The organism is Pontibacter actiniarum (genome assembly GCF_003585765.1).
In the GTDB taxonomy this organism is placed as follows: Bacteria; Bacteroidota; Bacteroidia; order Cytophagales; family Hymenobacteraceae; genus Pontibacter; species Pontibacter actiniarum.
The window spans coordinates 2056005-2075827 of record NZ_CP021235.1 but is presented as its reverse complement, the minus strand read 5'-3'; the positions used below and the strand labels follow the sequence as shown (position 1 = coordinate 2075827).

General features: G+C 56.0%; 16 protein-coding genes. 6 read left to right on the top strand and 10 right to left on the bottom strand.

The features are described from left to right. Positions 1-13 precede the first annotated feature (13 nt). The gene (locus CA264_RS08920; protein WP_025606452.1) at positions 14-907 is read left to right on the top strand and encodes an SMP-30/gluconolactonase/LRE family protein; all 894 of its coding nucleotides are present in this window, start codon (positions 14-16) and stop codon (positions 905-907) included. 1 nt (position 908) lies between these two features. On the opposite strand, the gene CA264_RS08915 is transcribed toward CA264_RS08920, so the two are convergent. Next, on the bottom strand, positions 909-1532 hold the full coding sequence (locus CA264_RS08915; protein WP_025606450.1) for a class I SAM-dependent methyltransferase: 624 nt from the start codon (positions 1530-1532) through the stop codon (positions 909-911). A gap of 124 nt (positions 1533-1656) precedes the next feature. On the opposite strand from CA264_RS08915, the gene hutU reads away from it, so the two are divergent. The 3 genes from hutU to hutG all read left to right on the top strand — a co-directional run bounded on the left by hutU (position 1657) and on the right by hutG (position 6169). After that, positions 1657-3360 (top strand): urocanate hydratase, encoded by a 1704-nt coding sequence (gene hutU, locus CA264_RS08910; protein ID WP_025606448.1) that lies wholly within the window; start codon positions 1657-1659, stop codon positions 3358-3360. A gap of 552 nt (positions 3361-3912) precedes the next feature. Then, positions 3913-5157 (top strand): imidazolonepropionase, encoded by a 1245-nt coding sequence (gene hutI / locus CA264_RS08905; protein ID WP_025606446.1) that lies wholly within the window; start codon positions 3913-3915, stop codon positions 5155-5157. 37 nt (positions 5158-5194) lie between these two features. Beyond that, complete coding sequence (hutG, locus tag CA264_RS08900) at positions 5195-6169, top strand: formimidoylglutamase (protein WP_025606445.1); 975 nt, start codon at positions 5195-5197, stop codon at positions 6167-6169. 74 nt (positions 6170-6243) lie between these two features. On the opposite strand, the gene CA264_RS08895 is transcribed toward hutG, so the two are convergent. The 8 genes from CA264_RS08895 to CA264_RS08860 form a co-directional block, all read right to left on the bottom strand. Continuing rightward, a complete protein-coding gene (locus CA264_RS08895; RefSeq protein ID WP_025606443.1) occupies positions 6244-6645 on the bottom strand; it encodes a hypothetical protein in 402 nt (133 codons plus the stop codon). Between the two features lie 59 nt (positions 6646-6704). Then, complete coding sequence (locus tag CA264_RS08890) at positions 6705-7622, bottom strand: DUF1835 domain-containing protein (protein WP_025606441.1); 918 nt, start codon at positions 7620-7622, stop codon at positions 6705-6707. Positions 7623-7724: 102 nt separating this feature from the next. After that, entirely contained in the window at positions 7725-8600 is an 876-nt protein-coding gene (locus tag CA264_RS08885) for an SMP-30/gluconolactonase/LRE family protein (protein WP_051364394.1), read from the bottom strand. Between the two features lie 62 nt (positions 8601-8662). Beyond that, complete coding sequence (locus CA264_RS08880) at positions 8663-9775, bottom strand: AMP-binding protein (RefSeq protein ID WP_025606438.1); 1113 nt, start codon at positions 9773-9775, stop codon at positions 8663-8665. Positions 9776-10042: 267 nt separating this feature from the next. Further along, positions 10043-10498, bottom strand: a complete 456-nt coding sequence (locus tag CA264_RS08875) for a DoxX family protein (RefSeq protein WP_025606437.1) — start codon at positions 10496-10498, stop codon at positions 10043-10045. 463 nt (positions 10499-10961) lie between these two features. Beyond that, entirely contained in the window at positions 10962-12665 is a 1704-nt protein-coding gene (menD, locus tag CA264_RS08870; RefSeq protein ID WP_025606435.1) for a 2-succinyl-5-enolpyruvyl-6-hydroxy-3-cyclohexene-1-carboxylic-acid synthase, read from the bottom strand. A gap of 82 nt (positions 12666-12747) precedes the next feature. Continuing rightward, positions 12748-13923 (bottom strand): chorismate-binding protein, encoded by a 1176-nt coding sequence (locus CA264_RS08865; protein WP_025606433.1) that lies wholly within the window; start codon positions 13921-13923, stop codon positions 12748-12750. 37 nt (positions 13924-13960) lie between these two features. Beyond that, positions 13961-14380, bottom strand: a complete 420-nt coding sequence (locus CA264_RS08860) for a PaaI family thioesterase (protein ID WP_025606431.1) — start codon at positions 14378-14380, stop codon at positions 13961-13963. A 59-nt stretch (positions 14381-14439) separates the two neighbouring features. Between CA264_RS08860 and CA264_RS08855 the strand changes: the two genes are divergently transcribed. Together CA264_RS08855 and CA264_RS08850 are read left to right on the top strand one after the other, a co-directional pair. Then, positions 14440-15069 (top strand): histidine phosphatase family protein, encoded by a 630-nt coding sequence (locus tag CA264_RS08855; RefSeq protein WP_025606429.1) that lies wholly within the window; start codon positions 14440-14442, stop codon positions 15067-15069. A 209-nt stretch (positions 15070-15278) separates the two neighbouring features. Further along, the gene (locus tag CA264_RS08850; protein WP_025606427.1) at positions 15279-16955 is read left to right on the top strand and encodes a pyruvate dehydrogenase complex dihydrolipoamide acetyltransferase; all 1677 of its coding nucleotides are present in this window, start codon (positions 15279-15281) and stop codon (positions 16953-16955) included. 214 nt (positions 16956-17169) lie between these two features. On the opposite strand, the gene CA264_RS08845 is transcribed toward CA264_RS08850, so the two are convergent. Then, positions 17170-19773 carry a M1 family metallopeptidase gene (locus tag CA264_RS08845; RefSeq protein ID WP_025606426.1) on the bottom strand — a complete coding sequence of 868 codons (2604 nt, stop codon included), beginning with the start codon at positions 19771-19773 and terminating at the stop codon, positions 17170-17172. Between the last annotated feature and the right edge of the window lie 50 nt (positions 19774-19823).

Here is a 19823-nt window from a genome sequence, read left to right as displayed (position 1 = left end):
GAAAAAATCAACTTTGCCTACCCATGACCCACTTATTGCCTCAACTGTAGCAGGTACCCAAAGCCGCTTAGGTGAAGGGCCGTGCTGGCATCCGCAGGAGCAGGTGCTGTATTGGGTGGATATTGAGGGGCAAGCCCTGCGCAAGTACAGCCCAGGCACAAAGGAGGTTGTTGCGTATCCGATGCCGGAGCGTGTAAACGCGGTGGTGCCAATGGCTGGCGGAGGTTTGCTGCTGGCGCTTCATAACCGCGTTTGCAGCTACAATACAGCCACTGGGGAAATAGGCACGCTTGCAAGGCCGCTGACAGATGCGTCTATCCGCCTCAACGATGGAAAGTGCGACCCCTGCGGGCGCTTCTGGGTTGGAACTATGGCGCTGGATGTACGTGCCGGGGCTGCGGCCTTGTACTGCGTCCAGCAGAACCTGCAGGTAACACTGGCGCTGCAGCACCTTACCATCTCCAACGGACTCGCCTGGTCCAAGAACGGCGATACATTTTATTTTACCGATTCTCCCACACGCACTGTACAGGCTTTCGACTTTGATCTGGCGGCAGGAAGTATCCGCAACCCGCGCGTTGTGGTGCGTGTGCCGGAGCAGGAGGGTATGCCTGACGGCCTGGACATCGACGTAAACGGGAACCTCTGGATTGCGCTGCATGGAAGTGCCGCTGTGGCCTGTTTTAACCCTGATACAGGCGAGCAGTTGCAGCGGGTAGAGGTAGAGGCCATTAACGTAACATCCTGCACCTTCGGAGGCCCCAACCTGGACACGCTCTACATCACCACAGCCCGGGAGTGGCTGCCAGAGGAGCAGCTCGAGAAGTACCCGCTTAGCGGAAGCGTTTTCGAGGTAAAGCCAGGGGTGAAAGGGCGAGAGGTGAACTTCTTCCGGCCGTCCGTGTAGCTTACCGCTTTTGCAGTACCAGCGTCGTCATGCTCCTGTCCTGCTCCACCAGAACTGTTTTCAGGGGTTCCAGCATGGTGGCACCAAGTGTGGCCAGCAGCTCGCGCAACAGTTTTTCATCCGCCAGAAACCAAGCCGGTCCGTGCGGCATCTGGTACAGCCTTTCTCCCACCTGCTGCAGCTTGCCCTCCATGCCGATGGTCGTGCTGAGGCGGCAGAAGAGCATGCCTCCGGGCTGTAGTACGCGCCACAGCTCCTGCACCATCCCTCTGAAATGCATCTCATCTTTTGCAAAGTGAAGCACTGCGCTGCAAAGCACCACGTCAAACTGCTCGTCAGCAAAGGGGAGGGCCGCCAAATCGGATACTACGAAGTTTTTGGCCGAGGTGGCAGGGGCTACCTCGGCAGCCATTGCGCGCACCTTTGCTATGGCTGCCTCAGAGCTGTCTGCCCCAAAGGCTTTTACGCCGGCCTGCATCAGGTAGCGTATGTTCCGGCCAGTGCCGCAGCCGGCATCGAGCAGCGTTACTCCTTTCCTGATGCGGCCTTTCAGGAGCTGGTCGAAAAGGTAAATGTCAATGTCTCCAAGTTGGGCAGCGAGTGAGGTAAGGGGCAGGTGGAACATGGCCGTGAAAGTATAGTTGGACGTGAATTTAGGGATATCCGGGAGGAAATTAAGTATGGATTTACTGTCTTTTCTGAGTAAATTTTCTGATTATTGAGTGAATACCTTATCTAAAACAATAACTATGAACACAGCCACTTCATCACCTACTTCAAAACTAACCAAAGCAGAATTTATTCAGAAGTACGCAAACCATCCCACCTATATTCCGCCAACAGGACCGGAGCTAAACGCGAAGAACTGGCAAGCAGAAGCAGCGTTGCGTATGTTCCTCAACAACCTGACCGACGAAGTAGCCGAGGCACCTGCCGACCTGGTGGTGTACGGCGGTACCGGCCAGGCGGCACGCACGCCGGAGGATGCCCGCAAGATTATCGAAGTACTCCTGGACCTGGAGGAGGATGAGAGCCTGCTGGTACAGTCTGGCAAGCCGGTAGGCAAAGTGCGAACGCATGCCGAAGCACCCCGTGTACTGATCGCCAACTCTAACCTGGTGCCGCATTGGGCCACCTGGGAGTATTTTAACGACCTGCGCAAGCGCGGCCTGATCATGTATGGCCAGATGACGGCGGGCAGCTGGATTTACATCGGCTCACAGGGTATACTGCAAGGCACCTACGAAACCTTTGTGGCGTGCGGTGTGCAGCACTTCAACGGTGACCTGCGCCATAAGCTGTTGGTAACAGGCGGCCTAGGTGGTATGGGGGGCGCTCAGCCTTTGGCTGCCACCATGGCAGGTGCTACTTTCTTAGGGGTGGATGTAGACCCGGACCGCATTAAAAAGCGCCTGGAGACCCGCTACATCGACAAAATGACCTACGACTATGAAGAGGCGAAACAGTGGGTGCTAGAGGCGAAGGAAAGAGGAGAAGCCATTTCCGTAGGCCTGGTGGGAGATATTGGTGATGTGCTGGAGCGGCTGATCAAAGATAACATTACCCCGGAAATCCTGACGGACCAGACCTCGGCTCACGACCCGCTGCATGGGTATGTGCCCAACGGCTTGAGCCTGAAAGAGGCCAAAGAACTACGGGAGCAGGACCCGGCGAAATATAAAGAGCTGTCCCTGAAAAGCATGGCGCGCCATGTAGGTTTTATGCTGGAGTTGCAGAAGCGTGGCAGCAAAACATTCGACTATGGCAATAACCTGCGCGAGTTTGCGCAGCAGGGCGGTGAGGCGAATGCCTTCAACATACCGGGCTTTGTGCCGGAGTACATTCGGCCGCTTTTCTGCGAGGGCAAAGGGCCTTTCCGCTGGGCGGCACTTTCCGGTGACCCGGAAGATATCCGTGTAACCGATGAGGCCTTGAAAGAACTCTTCCCGGAGAACGCACACATGATCAAGTGGCTGGATGAGGCGGAGGAAAAAGTGGCTTTTCAGGGGCTGCCGTGCCGCATCTGCTGGCTGGGCATGGGCGAGCGCGAAAAAGCAGGTTTGCTCTTTAACCAACTCGTGCGCGAAGGCAAGGTGAAAGCGCCTATCGTGATCGGCCGCGACCACCTCGACTGCGGTTCCGTGGCCTCGCCGTACCGTGAAACGGAAGGCATGAAAGACGGCTCTGACGCCATTTCTGACTGGCCGCTGCTCAACCTGATGTCTAATGCTGCGGGCGGTGCCACCTGGATTTCGTTTCACCATGGAGGCGGTGTAGGTATTGGTTACTCGCAACACGCCGGTATGGTGATTCTGGCTGACGGAACAGACCGTGCCGAGCGCTGCCTGCGCCGCGTGCTCCACAACGACCCTGCCATGGGTATCTTCCGCCATGCTGATGCAGGCTACGAAACCGCGCAGGAGAATGCCAGGGAGTTTGGGTTGGAGCTGTAGCCCAGCCAGTTCCTTAGATAAAAATGAAAGTCTTACTGTAGCTGGCGTTGTTCAAGTATAAGTTTCACAGCGAATGATATCGCACGGACAGGTCGCGACCTGTCCGTGCATAACAGGACACGGCATTTGCTCAAGCTCCGACAGCTTTGGCTACCTGAACTGATCCCGGTCCTTGGGTTGAGCGCTCCAAAGTATAGAGTGAAACGTTCGGTATGTGGGAGCTGCAGGATGAACGGGAGCTAGAAAAGATAGCTTGGTTGAAGACGCAGAAAGCCGTGGCTATGGAAGTATAAATACAGCTAGCAGGGGCAGCCAGCGGCACAAGCGGACGCTTGCGCCAGTAAAGTGCATGTATAGCCAAGGCAGTAGCAGGTTTGGCTTTGCAAGCCAGTTGAGTTACAAACGCAATACCATTTTAAAGCACGAGTTGCAAACTTGCGCCAGCAGGAGGCAGGGGGAGGCAGAAGCGGACCCTCGCGCTATAGAAGGCTAAAAATTGTGAAGGCAATCCCAGCCAAAAAAATCAAAAACGACAAACACATTATCAAAACTATGACCAACCAAACAACCCTCATCGGCCCCTTCAGCCAACTCCTGCCAATGGCAGAGCTGCCCAAGGCAGGCCCAATCCAAGACGAGCAGTTGCAGGTGCTGGAGCGTGCGGGCGTACTGGTGAAGGGAGAGCAGATCGTTAAAATCGGAAACTACGACCAGCTGCACCACGAGGCGGTAGAGCAGAAGTATGAACTGCAGTTCATACAGGAACCCATGGTGCTGTTGCCGGGCCTGATAGATGCCCATACCCATATTTGTTTTGGTGGCAGCCGCGCCAACGACTACGCCATGCGCGTGGCCGGTAAATCATACTTAGAGATCGCCCGAAGCGGCGGCGGTATACTTGACAGCGTGCGCAAAACACGTGAGGCAACATTGGTAGAGCTGGTGACCCTGCTAAAGGAACGGTGCAGCCGTCACCTGCAGGAAGGTGTCACCACCTGCGAAGTGAAAAGCGGCTACGGCCTCACGGTGGAGGAGGAGCTCAAGATGCTGGAGGCAATCCAGCTGGTGAACAAGCACCACAAGCTGGACCTGGTCCCGACTTGCTTAGCTGCACACATGCTGCCGCCTGAGCACGCTGATGCCCGGCTATACTTGCAGGAGGTGCTAACGGAGCTACTGCCGCAGGTGCAGGAGCAAGGTCTGGCAAAGCGGGTGGATATTTTTGTAGAGGAAACCGCCTTCAAAGAAGAGGAAGCGCTGGAGTTTCTTTTGGCTGCGAAGGAAATGGGCTTTGAGGTAACGGTGCACGCAGACCAGTTTAGCACCAGCGGTAGCAGGGTGGCAGCCGAGGCAGGCGCTGTGAGTGCAGACCACCTGGAGGCAAGCGGAGAGGAGGAGATAGAGCTTCTCAGGGAAGCAGGTGTTGTGGCAACAGTGTTGCCGGGGGCGTCGCTTGGCCTGGGAATGCATTACGCCGCTGCCCGTAAGATGCTGGACGGCGGCCTCTGCCTTGCCATCGCCACCGACTGGAACCCCGGCTCCGCGCCCATGGGTGATTTGCTGATGCAGGCAGCTGTACTTGGGGCAGCCCAAAAGCTAACGACGGCAGAAACGCTGGCAGCCATTACCACACGCGCCGCCACTGCGCTCAAACTTACCGACCGTGGCTGCTTAGCGAAAGGCAAGCTGGCCGACATGATCGCCTTCCCGACAAGTAACTTTAAGGAGATTCTGTACTTACAGGGCAAACTGAAGCCGGGTAAAGTATGGAAACGCGGTAAAGCAGTGGCAGTCTAAAGTATAAAACCTCAGCGGTAAACAACAAGCGGGAGATATGTATAAATCTGCTACAAAAGAATATTGGAAAGGTAGAGTAGATGCACACGATGGTGCACTGGGGGCGCGGTGGCACCAAAAAGTACAGCTGCTGGACCTCTCTCAGCCATTACCTGATGCTGACACAGGCACCGTCGCTTTTGCTTTTCTGGGCTTTTGCTGCGATGAGGGCGTGCGGCGCAACCAGGGCAGGACAGGGGCTGTGGCTGGCCCTGCGGCTTTACGGTCTGCCATGTCCTCCTTTGCACACCATCTGCCAGAACGTGTTGGCTTGTACGATGCCGGCGATGTGCTGTGCACCAACGGAAACCTGGAGGAGGCGCAGGAGCAGCTGGGGAAGAAGGTAGCGGCACTGGTGCAGGCCGGCTACCGCCCGCTGGTGCTCGGCGGCGGCCATGAAACAGCCTATGGGCACTTCCTGGGCCTGGAGAAAGCGACAGCGCAGCAGCGGCTGGGTATCCTGAACTTTGATGCCCATTTTGACCTGCGCAGCTATGCACAGCAGGCAAGCTCGGGTACGCCTTTCTTGCAGATAGCGGACAGGTTGCAGGGGCAGGGGCGCGATTTTGTTTACAAGGTGCTGGGGCTGCAGGAGTACGGCAACACAGCCGTCCTCTTTCAAACAGCCGCTGAGCTGGGGGTAACCTACAGCCTGGCCGAAACCGTGCAGATGCACCGGCTCACGCAGCTACAGGAAGAATTGCAGGCGTTTCTGGATGAGGTTGATGCTGTATACACGACCATTGATATGGATGTGTTTGCGGCCGCCTATGCACCGGGCGTCAGTGCTGTTAACGTACTTGGGCTGCAGCCGGAGGTGGTGCTGGCGCTGCTACGGCAGGTGATCCAAAGCGGCAAGCTCATCAGCCTGGACGTAGCCGAACTTAACCCCGCCCTGGATATTGATATTCGCACTGCAAAGCTAGGCGCCGCACTGCTGTATGAGGTGGTGCGGGAGTGGCATCACGTATAGATAATGAGCGGCCTTTTTTATGCACTGGAGCCACAGCAGCTTGCGCTGCTGTGGCTCCAGTGCTATAGCAGGGTTTACTTCCCGACTTTGAATTTTGTCCAGTAGGTGGTGTCGCTTGTTTTTACCTCAATCAGGTAAGTGTCGGCCCTCAGTCTGCCCAACTGGTAGCGCCAGGAGCTGCGGTTAGCCTCCTTGCGCACCGGCTTCTGAAACACCACCTTTCCTGCCGTGTTCTTTACCTGCAGCATGGCGTCCTCCTCCAACTCCTGCGAAAAGTCGAGTTGGTAGGTGCCGTGGCGGGTAGGGGTCAGGTTGATGCCGGAAAGAGTTTCTGTATTTGTGCTGTAGCCTTTGGTGCTCACTAAAATATGCTCCGGTTGCTGTGGCGGCGACTCCTGTGTCTGCGCCAGGGCAACTGTAGTCAGGGGCAATCCTGCGGCGAGCGCTAAGGCATACTTTTGTCTCATCTTCTTCATGGCTCGGTGGTTAAAGTAAATGTATGCTCCTGCTACTGCAGTTTTGGGGCCAAACTTGCTCAGGAGCTTTCGCGCAGGCGCTCACGGTCACTATCGAAGCAAAAGTTACTGCTGCCGTTTACTTCCGCACCGCCCAACCAATGCAGCTTAGGCGTAAAGGAAGCATACCCCTCCAGTACCCGCTCACCAAAGAAGCTAAGTTTCAGCGGCTCCGTCGTCTGTGCCAGGTCAGGCTGCAGGCGGGCCAGCAGGTGCTTTAACTGCACGTCGCCATAGCCGTAGCCCGGGTCCTGTTGCCAGAACTTACGCATCACGTCTTCTATACTCTTGGCGCCCTCCTGGATAAACTGGAGCAGGGCCCGTTCAGGCTGGCTGAGGCCATCGGCGCAGTTTGGGAAGCGGTTCAGGTGCAGCCTGAGGGCGGCCTCCATGTGTGGCAACGGCAGGGGCATTTGCTGCAGGTACAACTGCAGCTTAAGCGGGTGCGGCCCTGCGTACAGGTCCCACAGCTCCTTAACCTGCTGCAGCTGCTCCTCAGAGAGCGGGCGTCGCTCCTCCAGTAACTGCTGCAGCTCCCCGGGCTCCATGCGTGCTATCTGCTTGGGTGCCGGTGGCGTACACACGGACACGGTGGTGGGTTTGTTCTGCTGAAGGCGCTGCAGGAGGTAGATCAGGTTCACCTGGCACATCAGGTCGACATCAAACCACAGCACTACCTCGAAAAAGGCCCCTGCGCCCTCCAGCTTGTGCACCTCGCTTAGTACCTTCTGCCTATACGTGTCGGCGTCCTCGCCATACGCATCGGCGATATACTGCTGCCTCTTCTGCCAGAACTCATCCTCAGGCAGGCTGCCTAGTGCAGGCCCCTCAGATAGCACCTCGCGCCACACCAGCACCTGGCCAGGTATGGCGGCAGCCGAAAAAGCAGTGACGGATGCGTCGCCGTTAAGTATGTGTAGCGTAGGAAGTTTTTTCATAGCATCAGCCCTAAAAGTGCACAGGAAATGAGAAGGCAACTGACACGTAACGGTGCAGCTGCCTTGCCTCAAACATTATAACGGTATAGGCCTTTAACGGATTTACCGTGTGCTTAGTCTATAAGCCACGACCCGATTATCGTTAAAAGTTGGCACCAGCAGCAGCCCTGGCCGCTCGGCGTAGCTAATGTCGGCGGCATTGATGTTCTGGGGTTTGGTGTTGAGCAGGCGCCATTTGCGGCGTCTCTCGTCTATGTAGTAAACCTCCCCCTCCCAGCTGGAAACAAGGTAGCCGCCACCGGTAACCTCGGCAATGCCGTCGGCTGATGGAATGCCGTCGACCCAGTCGGAGAAGTTCTTTGTCTGCGGGTCTACCAGGCGCACCTCTCCGCTGCTCATAAAGGCAACAATCATGCGGTCGCCCTCTATAAAGATGCCGTTGGGTTTCTCCCTTCCGGTGTTGTCCATCCAGGTGCTGACGCGGCCGTTGCGGAGCAGGTAAATGCGCTTCTGCTCGGAGTCGGTAACGTAGACGTTGCCGGTGTTATCCACTGCCACATCGTTCAGGTATTCGGCTCTATCCGGGGTGTACCTCCCGAGTACAGCCCCTGACTGTGTGGATATGGCCACGATCTCATCGGTGTCAGCCACATAGAGCACGTTGTTGTAGATGGCCATGCCGCGCGGGTTGCTGAGGCCGGTCACCCAGTAAAGCTCGTCTAGCTCACCGTTGGGGCTTAATCTGGAAATAAAGCCGTCGCCGTCTTTTGACTTAGAGGATTTGTTGATGTTGCTGACGTAGATAACGTTGCGCTGCGGGTCGTACTGTGCCGATTCAGGGGTTTTGAAAGCATTGTCGGAGGCCCAGGCCTGCTGGAGCTGCAGGGGTGCTCTGGCGGTGAAGAGGCTACTGTTGCAGTTGCTGAGCCCCAGCATAAAAAGAAACGGGCACACACCGTTTCGTAAAAACTTCTTCATAGGGCTGATGTTGGTTTTTACTTTTTACGGGAGTGTGCCCGGGCCGATCACATTCGCTACGTTTAATCCGTGTGCAGGCCCAGCTTCTGGAGTGTGCGCTGCCGCGATACCTTGCCGGTGGCTGTTTCAGTGAATGCGGGGCTGTAGTACGTTTCCCGTGGCATCTCGAACTTTTTCAGGTAGAGGCGCATCTTTTCGTAGAGCTCCTGCTCTGCCTGTGGCGCCAGCGCCTGGCCCTCCAGCACCAGTACAATCTTGTCGCCCAGCACCTCGTCTGGCTGCGGCGCTATAAAGAAGCGCGGGGCATTCTCCATGTCCAGCATCGCTTCGGCTATGCCCAGCTCCACTTTCTCCGTCTGTACCTTTACCCCTCCGGTGTTGATGGTGTTGTCAGCGCGGCCGATCCAGCGGAAGCGGGTAGGCGTTAGCAACTCCACGATGTCGTTTGTCACCAGCAGCTCGTTGTTGGTGACATCTCCCTTTATGGTGAGGCAGCCGCGCTTGTCGAGGCCTATCTGGATATTCTCCAGCACATTGTAATACTCGGCGGCACCTGCGCCATTGAGCTGGCGCAATGCGATGTGCGAGGCCGTTTCCGTCATGCCATACGTGTGGTAGACCGGCGCCTGTATGCTCTGCCACTCACGCTGCTGGGTAGGGGAGACAGGGGCACCGCCGATCAGAAGGGCTTTCATGTTGTTGAGCTGCCCGATGCGCTCCGGCGCCTCTTGCATGATTGCGTGCAGCTGCATCGGCACAAAAGAGGCAAAGGCAACCTTCTCGTCGGGGCTTACCAGCGCCAGCGGGTTGCTGATTGGCTCCACGATGATCATCTTTAGCTCCCCGATAAAGCCGCGCACCAGCATCATCATGCCAGCAATGTACTCAGTGTTGAGGCAGATGAGGGTACAGTCACCGGGGGTGACTTGTAGCAGCTTCAGGGTGCGCCGTGCGCTTGCCTCCAGCTGCGCGCGCGTAAGGCTGATGGTTTTAGGCACGCCTGTAGAGCCTGACGTCTGGATCGGAAACTCCTGCACCCCGTTGAGCCAGTTGCGGCAAAACTCCAGTGTTTTGCTCTCATAGCCATTCAGCGGAATGCTGTTTCGGAAGGAATAGGCGGCAATCTCATCGTAGTAAAACTTCTTGCCGTTCAGGGTCAGGTATTTCTCTGTCATGGGTCAGTTCTGGTAAAGCGTATGTCCACCTGCCAGGGAGGCCGAAAAAGTAGTGCCTCGTTGGGGGAAGTGAAGGTATACGTGCACTGCAAAATTCGCAGCTAAGTACCGTTAAAGCAAACAAAGCAGGCAAAGGTTTTTGCCTGCTTTGTTCTTAACCCAAAACCACGTTTTCCTGCCCTGTACTTCTGTTTGTGGAGCTAGAAAAGCAGAAGCCTGCCATCCGCACCGGAGCACCGGCTTTTTTCAGGTCCTGTGCTTTTTGCCTCAGTACAGCCAGTCGCGTTTCGGCTTGCGGATCAGGTGATCGACGGAGAAGCGCCCCGAGCCGAAAACAAGAAAGAAAATAAGCAGAAAAAGTACGATGACTGACGTCCAGAGCTCTGTGTTCTCTGAATAGAACCCTCTTTCGGGGTTAATAAAGAAAACGGCACCCAGCAAGATCGGAATTTGAAACAGTATCGCCACACGTGTGAGAAGCCCCATCGCTATCAAAAGCCCCCCAACCAAGTGAGCAAAGGCCACATAGTGCGCCAACCCGATAGATACCCAGGGAAACTGGCTCTTCCGCATGATGCTGAACAGCGCCTCTGTGTCCTGCACGAACATAACTCCCTTTACCAGCAGGAAGATACCCAGGGCCACCCTTAAAAAGTCGAGCCATACGGGGTGGTGCGTGTCTCCCCAGCGTCCAACGCGGTTCATATCGTGTGTGAGGTTCATGGCTGATATGGTTTAGTGGAACAATTTGATTTGTAGTATGTTAAACGATTTTGGTAATATTATGGATGTTAGAACGAAGGTTTGTTTTAGAGGAAGTATATGGCGGAAGCTTGCCGGGGAAAATATGATCGGCACAGTGGGTGAATTGTGACAGTCTGGCAATAAAAAGAGTGATGGGTTTCTGGCCTGAGCATCCTTTTGGGGCTCCGCCAGGCAGACCTGTAGCTACGGCCTGTTTTGAAGTGTAGCACTTGGGCAGCGGTGTGAAGGTAAGTCCGCCTTGGCTTTTTAGATTTGAAAGAGAAGCGCTATGAGGGGCAGAAACGAGGAGCGATTGGCCGGAGAGGCAAAACCTGTACTTGGGAAAAAACGGCAATAGCAGCACCTCTTTGGACAGTGGGCTTAGAACAAGTACACGCAGCAGCTACGCCTGTCGTGCCGAAGGCGTAACTGCTGCAGAAAATTAACCTAAAGGGAGCGCCCTTACCGCCATTCGGTACTGTTCAAACGCCTCGGCATTGGCGGGGCTGTCTGTAAAGACCTCCAGTATGCCCGCTCCGGCCTTTTCGGAGAAAAAGCTGGGCAGCGCCTGCTCGAGCTCCTGCAGCGAGCGTACAGCCGTGTAGCCGAGGCCAAAATCACGGGCGGTGTTTTCTGCGTCCAGGGCCTGATGCGTTTCAAAGTACGGCGCCAGCTCTGGCTGCTGCTTCGGCCCGTCAATTATCCTGAAAATACCCCCTGCATGGTTGTTGAGCAGCACAATGCGCAGATTTCCGGGCAGGTAATTGTGCCATAGTCCGTTGCGGTCGTAGAAGAAAGCCAGGTCGCCGGTGAGGAGGGTGGTGATGCCGGAGCTGGTAAGGGCGCAGCCGACGGTGGTGCTGGTGCTGCCGTCTATGCCGCTGGTGCCGCGGTTGGCAAATACTTCCACGCGCTTCTCGGCCTGTAGCCCTACGATGTTGGCATAGCGCACCGACATGGAATTGGCCAGGTGCAGGTTGCTGTGCTTCGGTAAGAGCTGGAGCACCCGCGCCACTACAGCAAGTTCGCCAAAGGCAGCCTCTGTCGTGAACTGCTGCAGAAATTTAGTTGTGGCGCCGCTGGCCTTCTTCCATGCCTGCACAAAGGCCACATCATTCTTAATGCTGCCTGCCATGCCGGCAAAAAAGCTGTAAGGGGTGCAGCGGATTATTTTCGTTAACGACTGAAAGGTGTCGGCTACCGCGCCGGCAGGCTGCAGGTGCCAATGCGCCTGCGGCTTGTTTTTGCGCAGGTACAGTTTCAGTGCTTTGGAGATGATGGACTTGCCAAAGGTGATCAGCAGGTCGGGCTGCAACTGGCGCAGGAGTGCCTGATCGGTGTTGGCAAAGATGGCATCCTGGTGGCGCACCGCGTTCGGCAGCTCATGCACGTTGCTGATGATATCGCCGACCACCACGGCACCGGTAGTGTCCGCAAAAGCCTTTATTCTCTTAAGCAGCTCTGCATCACGCTGCCCGTGCCCAGCCAGCATAAGTATGCGCTTGTACTTTAGTATCTCCTGCTGTAACCGTAGCGCCTGCATTTCGGTCAGGCCGTATGCCTGTGGCTCTTCCTCAATTACCTTCACTTTGGCATTGTACTCCAGCGCTTCGCCGGGGGCAGGGTAAAAGGGCTCCCGCAGCGGCACGTTTATGTGCACTGGCCCGGCCGGGAAGGCAGCGGCCTCGTTTAAAGCCTCCGATACCGTACGTTCGCTTTGCCACACGGCGTCCGGGTGCTGCAGGTCCACCGGGAAAGTATAGCTGCGCTTGATGTGCTGCCCAAACACGTGCTGCTGGCGGATCGTTTGGCCGTCCAGTTGGTCAATCCACTCCGGGGGCCTGTCGGCGGTGAGCACGAGCAGGGGCACCTGCTGAAAGAAAGCCTCGGCGACGGCAGGGGCGTAGTTTAACGCGGCGGTGCCGGAGGTGCAGATTAAAACGGTGGGTTTGCCAGTAGTAAGCGCCATGCCCAGGGCAATAAAGGCGGCCGCACGCTCATCGCTTACCGTGCGCACCGACAGCTTCGGGTGGCGGGCAAAGGCAATGGTGAGCGGTGCGCAGCGCGAGCCAGGCGATAGTACCACCTGCTTGACACCTTTCCTGGCACAGATTTCGGCTATGTTTACAACTGGCTGTAGAATCACAATCTTAATTTTGAATGAGTGAAGAACTGACTGAGTGTTTGGTAGAACAGGAGGTCGTGTAACTACAATTCATATCCAAGAATCAATCACTCAAAAGCTCTAAAACTTTCCGCATCGTTTGCATTTTGTGCTCTGTTTCCTGCCACTCCTTCTGCGGGTCAGACTCTGCGGTGATACCTGCCCCGGCATACAGAATTGCCTCAGACTCCTGTAGCTCCATGCAGCGCAGGTTTACATAGAGGTGCGAGCCCGTGGGGCCGCTAACGGGGCCCAGGTAGCCGCTGTAATAGCTGCGGTCGTAGCCTTCGTGGGCAAGTATGAACTCCAGCGCGGGCGCTTTCGGTAAGCCGCAGATGGCAGAGGTCGGGTGTAGCAGCTCCAGCATGTCGGTGCCCAGCGTCGGGAAGTGAACTTCCTTCATATCCACCCTGAAGTCTGTGCGCAGGTGCATCAGGTTACCTGCTATTACGGTGCGCGGCCCGATTTCGGTGTACTCGCGGAGGCGAAGCTTTTTAAAGCAGCTCAGGATGTAGCGCTCCACCATGGCTTGCTCTTCTATTTCCTTTTGCCGCCAGATAGCATCTGCTACGTTGGCGACCACTGGCTGCGTGCCCGCCAATGCCATGGTGTGGAACACCTGCTGCTCGTTAATGCTGACCAGTATCTCGGGAGAGGCGCCCATCCAGGTGCCCACACCCGGTACGGAAACCAGCGAAACAAAGGCCCTGGGGTAGGCAGCGGCCATGGCCTCGAAAGCGGCTATGGGAGAGAAGCCTGCCGGTAACGCTTCCTGCTTGGTACGGGAAAGCACCACCTTTTCCATCGTCTCGGCCTGTATCTGCTCCACCGCCTTGGTAACGGCAGTGGTAAACCCCTGCGCCGTCTGGAAGTGCTGCTGCGTTGCCGGCACGGTGTGCCAGCCGGCTTTGCTTTCCTCGTTAAGCAACCGGTAAAATTTCTCCATTTCCTCCTCCGGCACACCGTCTGCTACCACGGGGGGTGCAGTGCTGCCGTCAAAGTATACATCAGCCCTTATAAAGGTATTATGGTGCTGTGCCGTGGGCTGGAAAGGGCAGAAAAGGAAGCCGAAGGGGCTGCGCTCAAGCTGCGGTTGCCCGGTGGCGTAACCGGGCCCCAGCTGCACGCAGGCCTGCGTGCTATCGGTGTTTGGCAAGCGCCAAACAGCCACCGCCTTTTGCCCGGCGATGGCTGCTCTGAAGGTATCTTGTAACGTAAAAACTCGGGTTGCTGTACCCATGCTATGTTCTCCTGAGGCGGTCTGGCCTCTGTAAAGGTTATTTTTTGTCGATCACGGCCACGGTCATGCGGCTAATGCAGATCAGGTCGCCTGCCTCGTTGGTGATTTTGGTTTCCCACACCTGCGTGCTGCGGCCCACGTGGAGCGGAGTTGCCTTGCCGTACACCCAGCCAGTGCTGATGCCGCGCAAGTGGTTCGCATTTATCTCTAAACCAACGCAGGCTTTTTTTGTTAAATCCACCTGCAGGGCGGCACCCATACTTGCCAGCGACTCAGCCAGCACCACCGAGGCGCCCCCGTGCAGCAGGCCCATGGGCTGGTGGGTGCGCTGGTCCACGGGCATCCGGCCACAGAGGAAGTCCGGGCCTGCCTCTGTTATTTCAATCCCTAAGTGCTCAATCATGGTGTTTTGGCACCACTGTTTTACACGCTCAACCGTATCAGTATTTTTATCCATAAGAAGCGATGTCTAAATTCGCGCTTACATTTAAGTAAGAAGGCAAAAGTAGAAGAATTTTGAGTATTAAGAAAGTATACCTCATCCGCCACGGGCAAACCGACTATAACCTGCAGAGTATTGTGCAGGGGAGCGGCGTAGACTCGCACCTCAACGACACAGGCCAGCGCCAGGCAGCGCTCTTTTTCGAGCATTATAAAGATGTGCCCTTCGATAAGGTCTACACCTCCACTCTGCAGCGCAGTATAGAGTCTGTGCAGGGGTTTATTGACCTGGGGATAACGCATGAGCGCCATGCCGGGCTGAACGAAATTAACTGGGGCACCCGCGAGGGCTCGCGCGTGACGCCCGAGGAGGATGCCTACTACCACGGTATCCTGCAGACGTGGTGCGACGGCGAAACCGGCGTGTGCATTGAAGGCGGCGAGAGCCCGGACCTGGTGTTTGAGCGGCAGAAGCCTTTTATCGAGCTGATGCTAAGCCGGCCGGAGGAGGAAACGATCCTGATCTGCATGCATGGCCGGGCGATGCGCATCCTGCTTTGCCAGCTGCTGCGCTACCCGCTGCGCTGCATGGATGAGTTCCAGCACAAGAACCTGTGCCTCTACCAGCTGAACTATACCGGCAGCATGTTCTCCGTAGAAAAATACTGCGATGTAACGCACTTGCAGCAGGCTGGGGCCAGGTGATGCAGAAGTAAAAGTTAATTCTTTAGAAATTACGCCTGATTGCGTAACTTGCTTTTTCGGAGCTATGGCAGCTGCATAAGCCTTTTTTACAGGTGCAATAAGTCATATCCTATCTTTTGTGTGCCAACATAGTTTGAATAAAATATTTTTAAATCTAATTTTGGGCGGATAATACAAGACCTATTGGGCGAATAAACAACACGATATTTATGGCTGAAGTTATAAGAATGCCCAAGATGAGCGACACGATGACAGAGGGGGTGATTGCATCTTGGTTGAAGAAAGAAGGCGATAAGGTGAGCTCCGGCGACATCCTGGCCGAAGTAGAAACCGATAAGGCGACCATGGAACTGGAGTCTTACGAAGATGGGACACTGCTGTACATCGGTCCTAAGAAGGGTGATTCTGTGCCGGTTGACGCGCTGATTGCGATCATCGGTAAAGAAGGCGAGGATATCTCCGGCCTGCTGAACGATGCGAAAGGCGGTAACGGAAAACCTGCTGCCAAAGAGGAGAAGCCGGAAGAGAAGAAAGAAGAAACGAAAGCTGCCCCTGCTCCACAGGAGGCCCCTGCCAAGGTAGCCGACGTGAGCAACATCAAGGCTTCTGTTATCCGCATGCCAAAAATGAGCGACACCATGACAGAGGGTGTACTTGTGAGCTGGCAGAAAAAAGAAGGCGACAAAGTAAAGTCAGGCGATATTCTGGCTGAGGTAGAAACCGACAAAGCCACCATGGAGCTGGAGTCTTACGAAGACGGCACCCTGTTGTACATCGGTGTAAACGAAGGCGATTCTGTTGCCGTGGATGCCATCATTGCCATCATCGGGGAGGAAGGCGCTGACTACAAAGCACTGCTGAGCGCTGCTTCTTCTAACAAGCAAAGCCGCCAGGAGAACGCTAAAACTGACGAAGCCATCGAAGAAAGTGTAGACGCCGTGACTTCTGAGAAAGTGGAGGAAACGAAAGTGACTGACACGGCAACAGAAAGCAACGAGGCCTCTGAGAACGGCCGCATCAAGGCTTCCCCGCTGGCAAAACGCGTTGCGAAGGAAAAAGGCTATAACCTGTCTCAGATTAAGGGCTCCGGCGAAAACGGCCGCATTGTACTGCGCGACGTGGAGAACTTTACGCCGTCTGCCGCTCCGCAGAAAGCCGCTGCCCCTCAGGCTGCTCCAGCTGCGGCAATACCAGGTGCACCTGCTGAGGCGTACGAAGAAGTGAACGTATCGCAGATGCGCAAAGTAATTGCCCGCCGCCTGGCTGAGAGCAAGTTCTCTGCACCGCACTTCTACCTGACCATGGAAATTGATATGGACAAAGCCATTGAGGCGCGCGCCAGCATCAACGAAGTGTCTCCGGTGAAGGTATCGTTCAACGACCTGGTGATTAAGGCCGCCGCTGCCGCCCTGCGCCAGCACCCTGCCGTTAACTCATCCTGGTTAGGAGATAAGATCCGCTATAACAAGCACATCAACATTGGTGTGGCTGTGGCGGTGGAAGAAGGCCTGCTGGTGCCGGTTGTGCGCAATGCGGACTTCAAGTCGCTTTCTGCTATCTCTGCAGAGGTGAAAGACCTGGGAGGCAAGGCGAAGAGCAAAAAGCTGCAGCCGTCTGACTGGGAAGGAAACACCTTCACCATCTCTAACCTGGGTATGTTCGGCATCGAAGAGTTTACGGCCATCATCAACCCGCCGGATGCCTGCATCATGGCTGTTGGGGGCATTAAGCAAACACCGGTTGTGCGCAACGGCGAGATCAAGATTGGCAATGTAATGAAAGTTACCCTGTCCTGCGATCACCGCGTAGTGGACGGCGCTGTAGGGTCAGCCTTCCTGCAGACGTTTAAGAACCTGCTGGAGAACCCGGTGAGAATCCTGGTGTAACTCCTGTCAAGTATAAAGTATAAAAAAGCCTCTCCGGAAACGGAGAGGCTTTTTTGTTTTCAAGGGAGCCAGAGACGCGCCATACTTAGCTCCGGCGCGCATCTGGCTGGCAAGAAGAGGACTGACAAGTTGCGGTCTGGGCTTGGCGCAAACGTCCGCTTGCGTTAGCTACTACTTTTTCTGATGGTTCGCAGCAGGTTGCCCTTCTAGGCCGCTATTCCCTCACCAGCCTCTCTGCCCTGAACAAATCATCGGCCGCCTGCAGAATCTTGTCTTTCAGCTTGGGGTTGTAGTTCGGGTTGCGGGCCAGGAAGTCGCGTACGGCCCGTGCCGCTGCGGGGCTCTGGTAGGAGCCGAAGGTGGCACGAAGCCAGTTGAACGGAAAGAAGATATCCCCGGTGCGCTGTATTTCGTCCAGTAGTTCCAGGCTCTGTGGCAGGTAGTGCTGTGATGTTTTCGCGCGCAGCGGGTGATGCAGGTAGCCCAGCGCTGCGGTTACCCACGCCTCTTTCTCCCTGTTCTCCGCCTCTTTCAGGGAGGCGAAGAAAGCATCCCGCTCCTGCAGGTTGGCAGACAGCGCCGGCATCATGAACGCGAGGCGCTGTTGGCGATCAGGGTTCTGGATACGGCCGAGCTGCCGTGGCAGTATGTTTTCTGCCGGGTAGTCCCGCACGGCCAGGGCGAGGGCCAGGGATGTATAATCGTCCTCGTTCAGCTTCACGCCGGCTGGCGCCTTCTGCTCTTGCCATACCTGGTACAGCCTGTCTTGTGCCTCCTGGGTGAGCGCTATACTTTGGTAGGTCTTGAAAAGCAGCTTTTTCACGTTGCCGGCCGGCTGCTGCTGCAGTGCCTGCCACACTTTCTGCTCCAGTTGGGCCGCATACTGCTGGCGCTGCGCCGGTGTAAGCAACAGCCAGTAGATATTGCCCATCTGGCCCGTTAGCAGCTTTACGTTCAGCTCCTCACGCTCTTGTGCCAGGTTCTCTTTGTAGAAGGAAAGCAGTTGCTCCGGGGTGATGCTACGCCCGTTCAGCATGTTTTCGTACAGGTTAATGTAGCTGGAGGCGCGCTGCACCGGGTCCTGTAACCGGGGGAGCCGCTGCAGCAGCTGCTCTTCCACCGGAAATACGCCGTAGCCCTGGCCCGTGGAATTGAAAAGTATAAACTGCGGAGCCTCCTTCCCGGCAGCCGCGTTTACCACCGTCTTGCTTTCGGCCATGTTCACAGTCAGCTCTTCCATACGGTCAGGGTACACCAGCGCTATCTCGAAGGACTGTGGCCACACCCGCTCAGACCCGTCTTCGCCCCGCTGCGTTACAGTGAGCTGCTGAACTTTGCCGCCCGCCGTTTTCAGGTCATAGCTGAAAATGGGGCGGCCCGGCTCGTTTACCCACACCTGGTTCCACTGCTCCAGGTCGGCTTCGGTGCGGGCATCCAGGATCTTAATCAGGTCCGGCCAGGTGGCGTTTTGGTAGGCGTATGTGCGGAGATATTCCTGCAGCCCCTCCTGGAACTTCTCTGCACCCATCAGGCGCTCCAGCTGCCGCATCATAATGGGCGCTTTGTGGTAGATGATGTTGCCGTAGAGCGACCCGGCGTCCTGCAGGTTGTCCAGCGGCTGCCGGATCGGGTTAGCCCCTGCTGTGCGATCAATGCTGTAGGCGGCGGGGAAGTGGTCGACCAGGAACTTCATGTCGTAGTTGGTGTCTTCTAAGGCCACCTGGGTTATCTTATCAGCCATAAAATTGGCAAAGACCTCTTTCATCCACACATCATTAAACCACTGCATGGTTACCAGGTCGCCAAACCACATATGGGCCGTTTCGTGGGCAATCAGGTTAGAGCGGGATATCTGCTGGTCTTTCGTCGCGCCATCGTCCAGGAACAGGCTGGACGCTTTGTACTGGATGGCGCCCACATGCTCCATGCCACCGTACTGGAAATCCGGTATCGCCACAAAGTCAAACTTCTGGAACGGGTACGGTATCTGCGTGTAATCCTCCAGAAAGGCCAGGGCGTCGCTGTGGATCTGGAAGATCGGGCCCATGCTTTCCTGTATTTTCGTGGCGTCTGTTTCGCGGTGGTAAAAGTGCATGGTGGTGCCCTTCATGTCGCGCTGAGCGTGGCGGAACTTGCCTGCCGCAAAGGAGAAAAGGTAAGTGGGAATGGTATCTGAGGTGGCAAAAGAATAGCTCTTGCTGCCGCCGCTTTGCGTGGAGTCTACCAGTTGGCCGTTGGCCAGTGCACTCCAGTCTTTCGGCAGCGTAAGGTTTAGGGTGAAAGTAGCCTTCAGGTTTGGCTGGTCAAAGACAGGGAGCACGGTGCGGGCGCGGTCCGGCACCAGCAGTGTGTAGAGGTAGTCTGCGTTGCGGTTCAGCGACAGGTCACCGGCGACGAACTCGACTTTAACTTCGTTAAGTCCCTCTTTGAGGAGCTGCGTCGGAAGCAGGATGTGCTCTTTCTCGACACGAACCTCTGCCAGTTTGCCGTTGATCCATACTTGCTTCAGGTGGTCTGGTGCCTCTTTAAAGTCGAGCTGTAGCGGCTGGCTGTTGTCGGCTAGCCGGAAGGTGATGGTTTCGGAGCCAAGTATGGGTGTTTGCTTCTGCGCTGGTAGCTGCAGGTGTATGTTATAGGCAATATGGCTGAGGACCTGTTTGCGGTAATTGGCCAGTTCCGCTGATACACCGGTTTCGAGGGGTACGGCCGCTGTGGGCACAGCCGTAGTGGTAGCCCGCGGGCCACTGCAGGAGGCAAGGCTCGCTACGCCCAAAAGCCCCACACCGGCTAGTAGTAAGGTTCTGTTTCTCTTTTTCATCTTAGTCAAATATACTTAAAAGCCCGCAATCCTTCCCCCAAAGCCGGTGA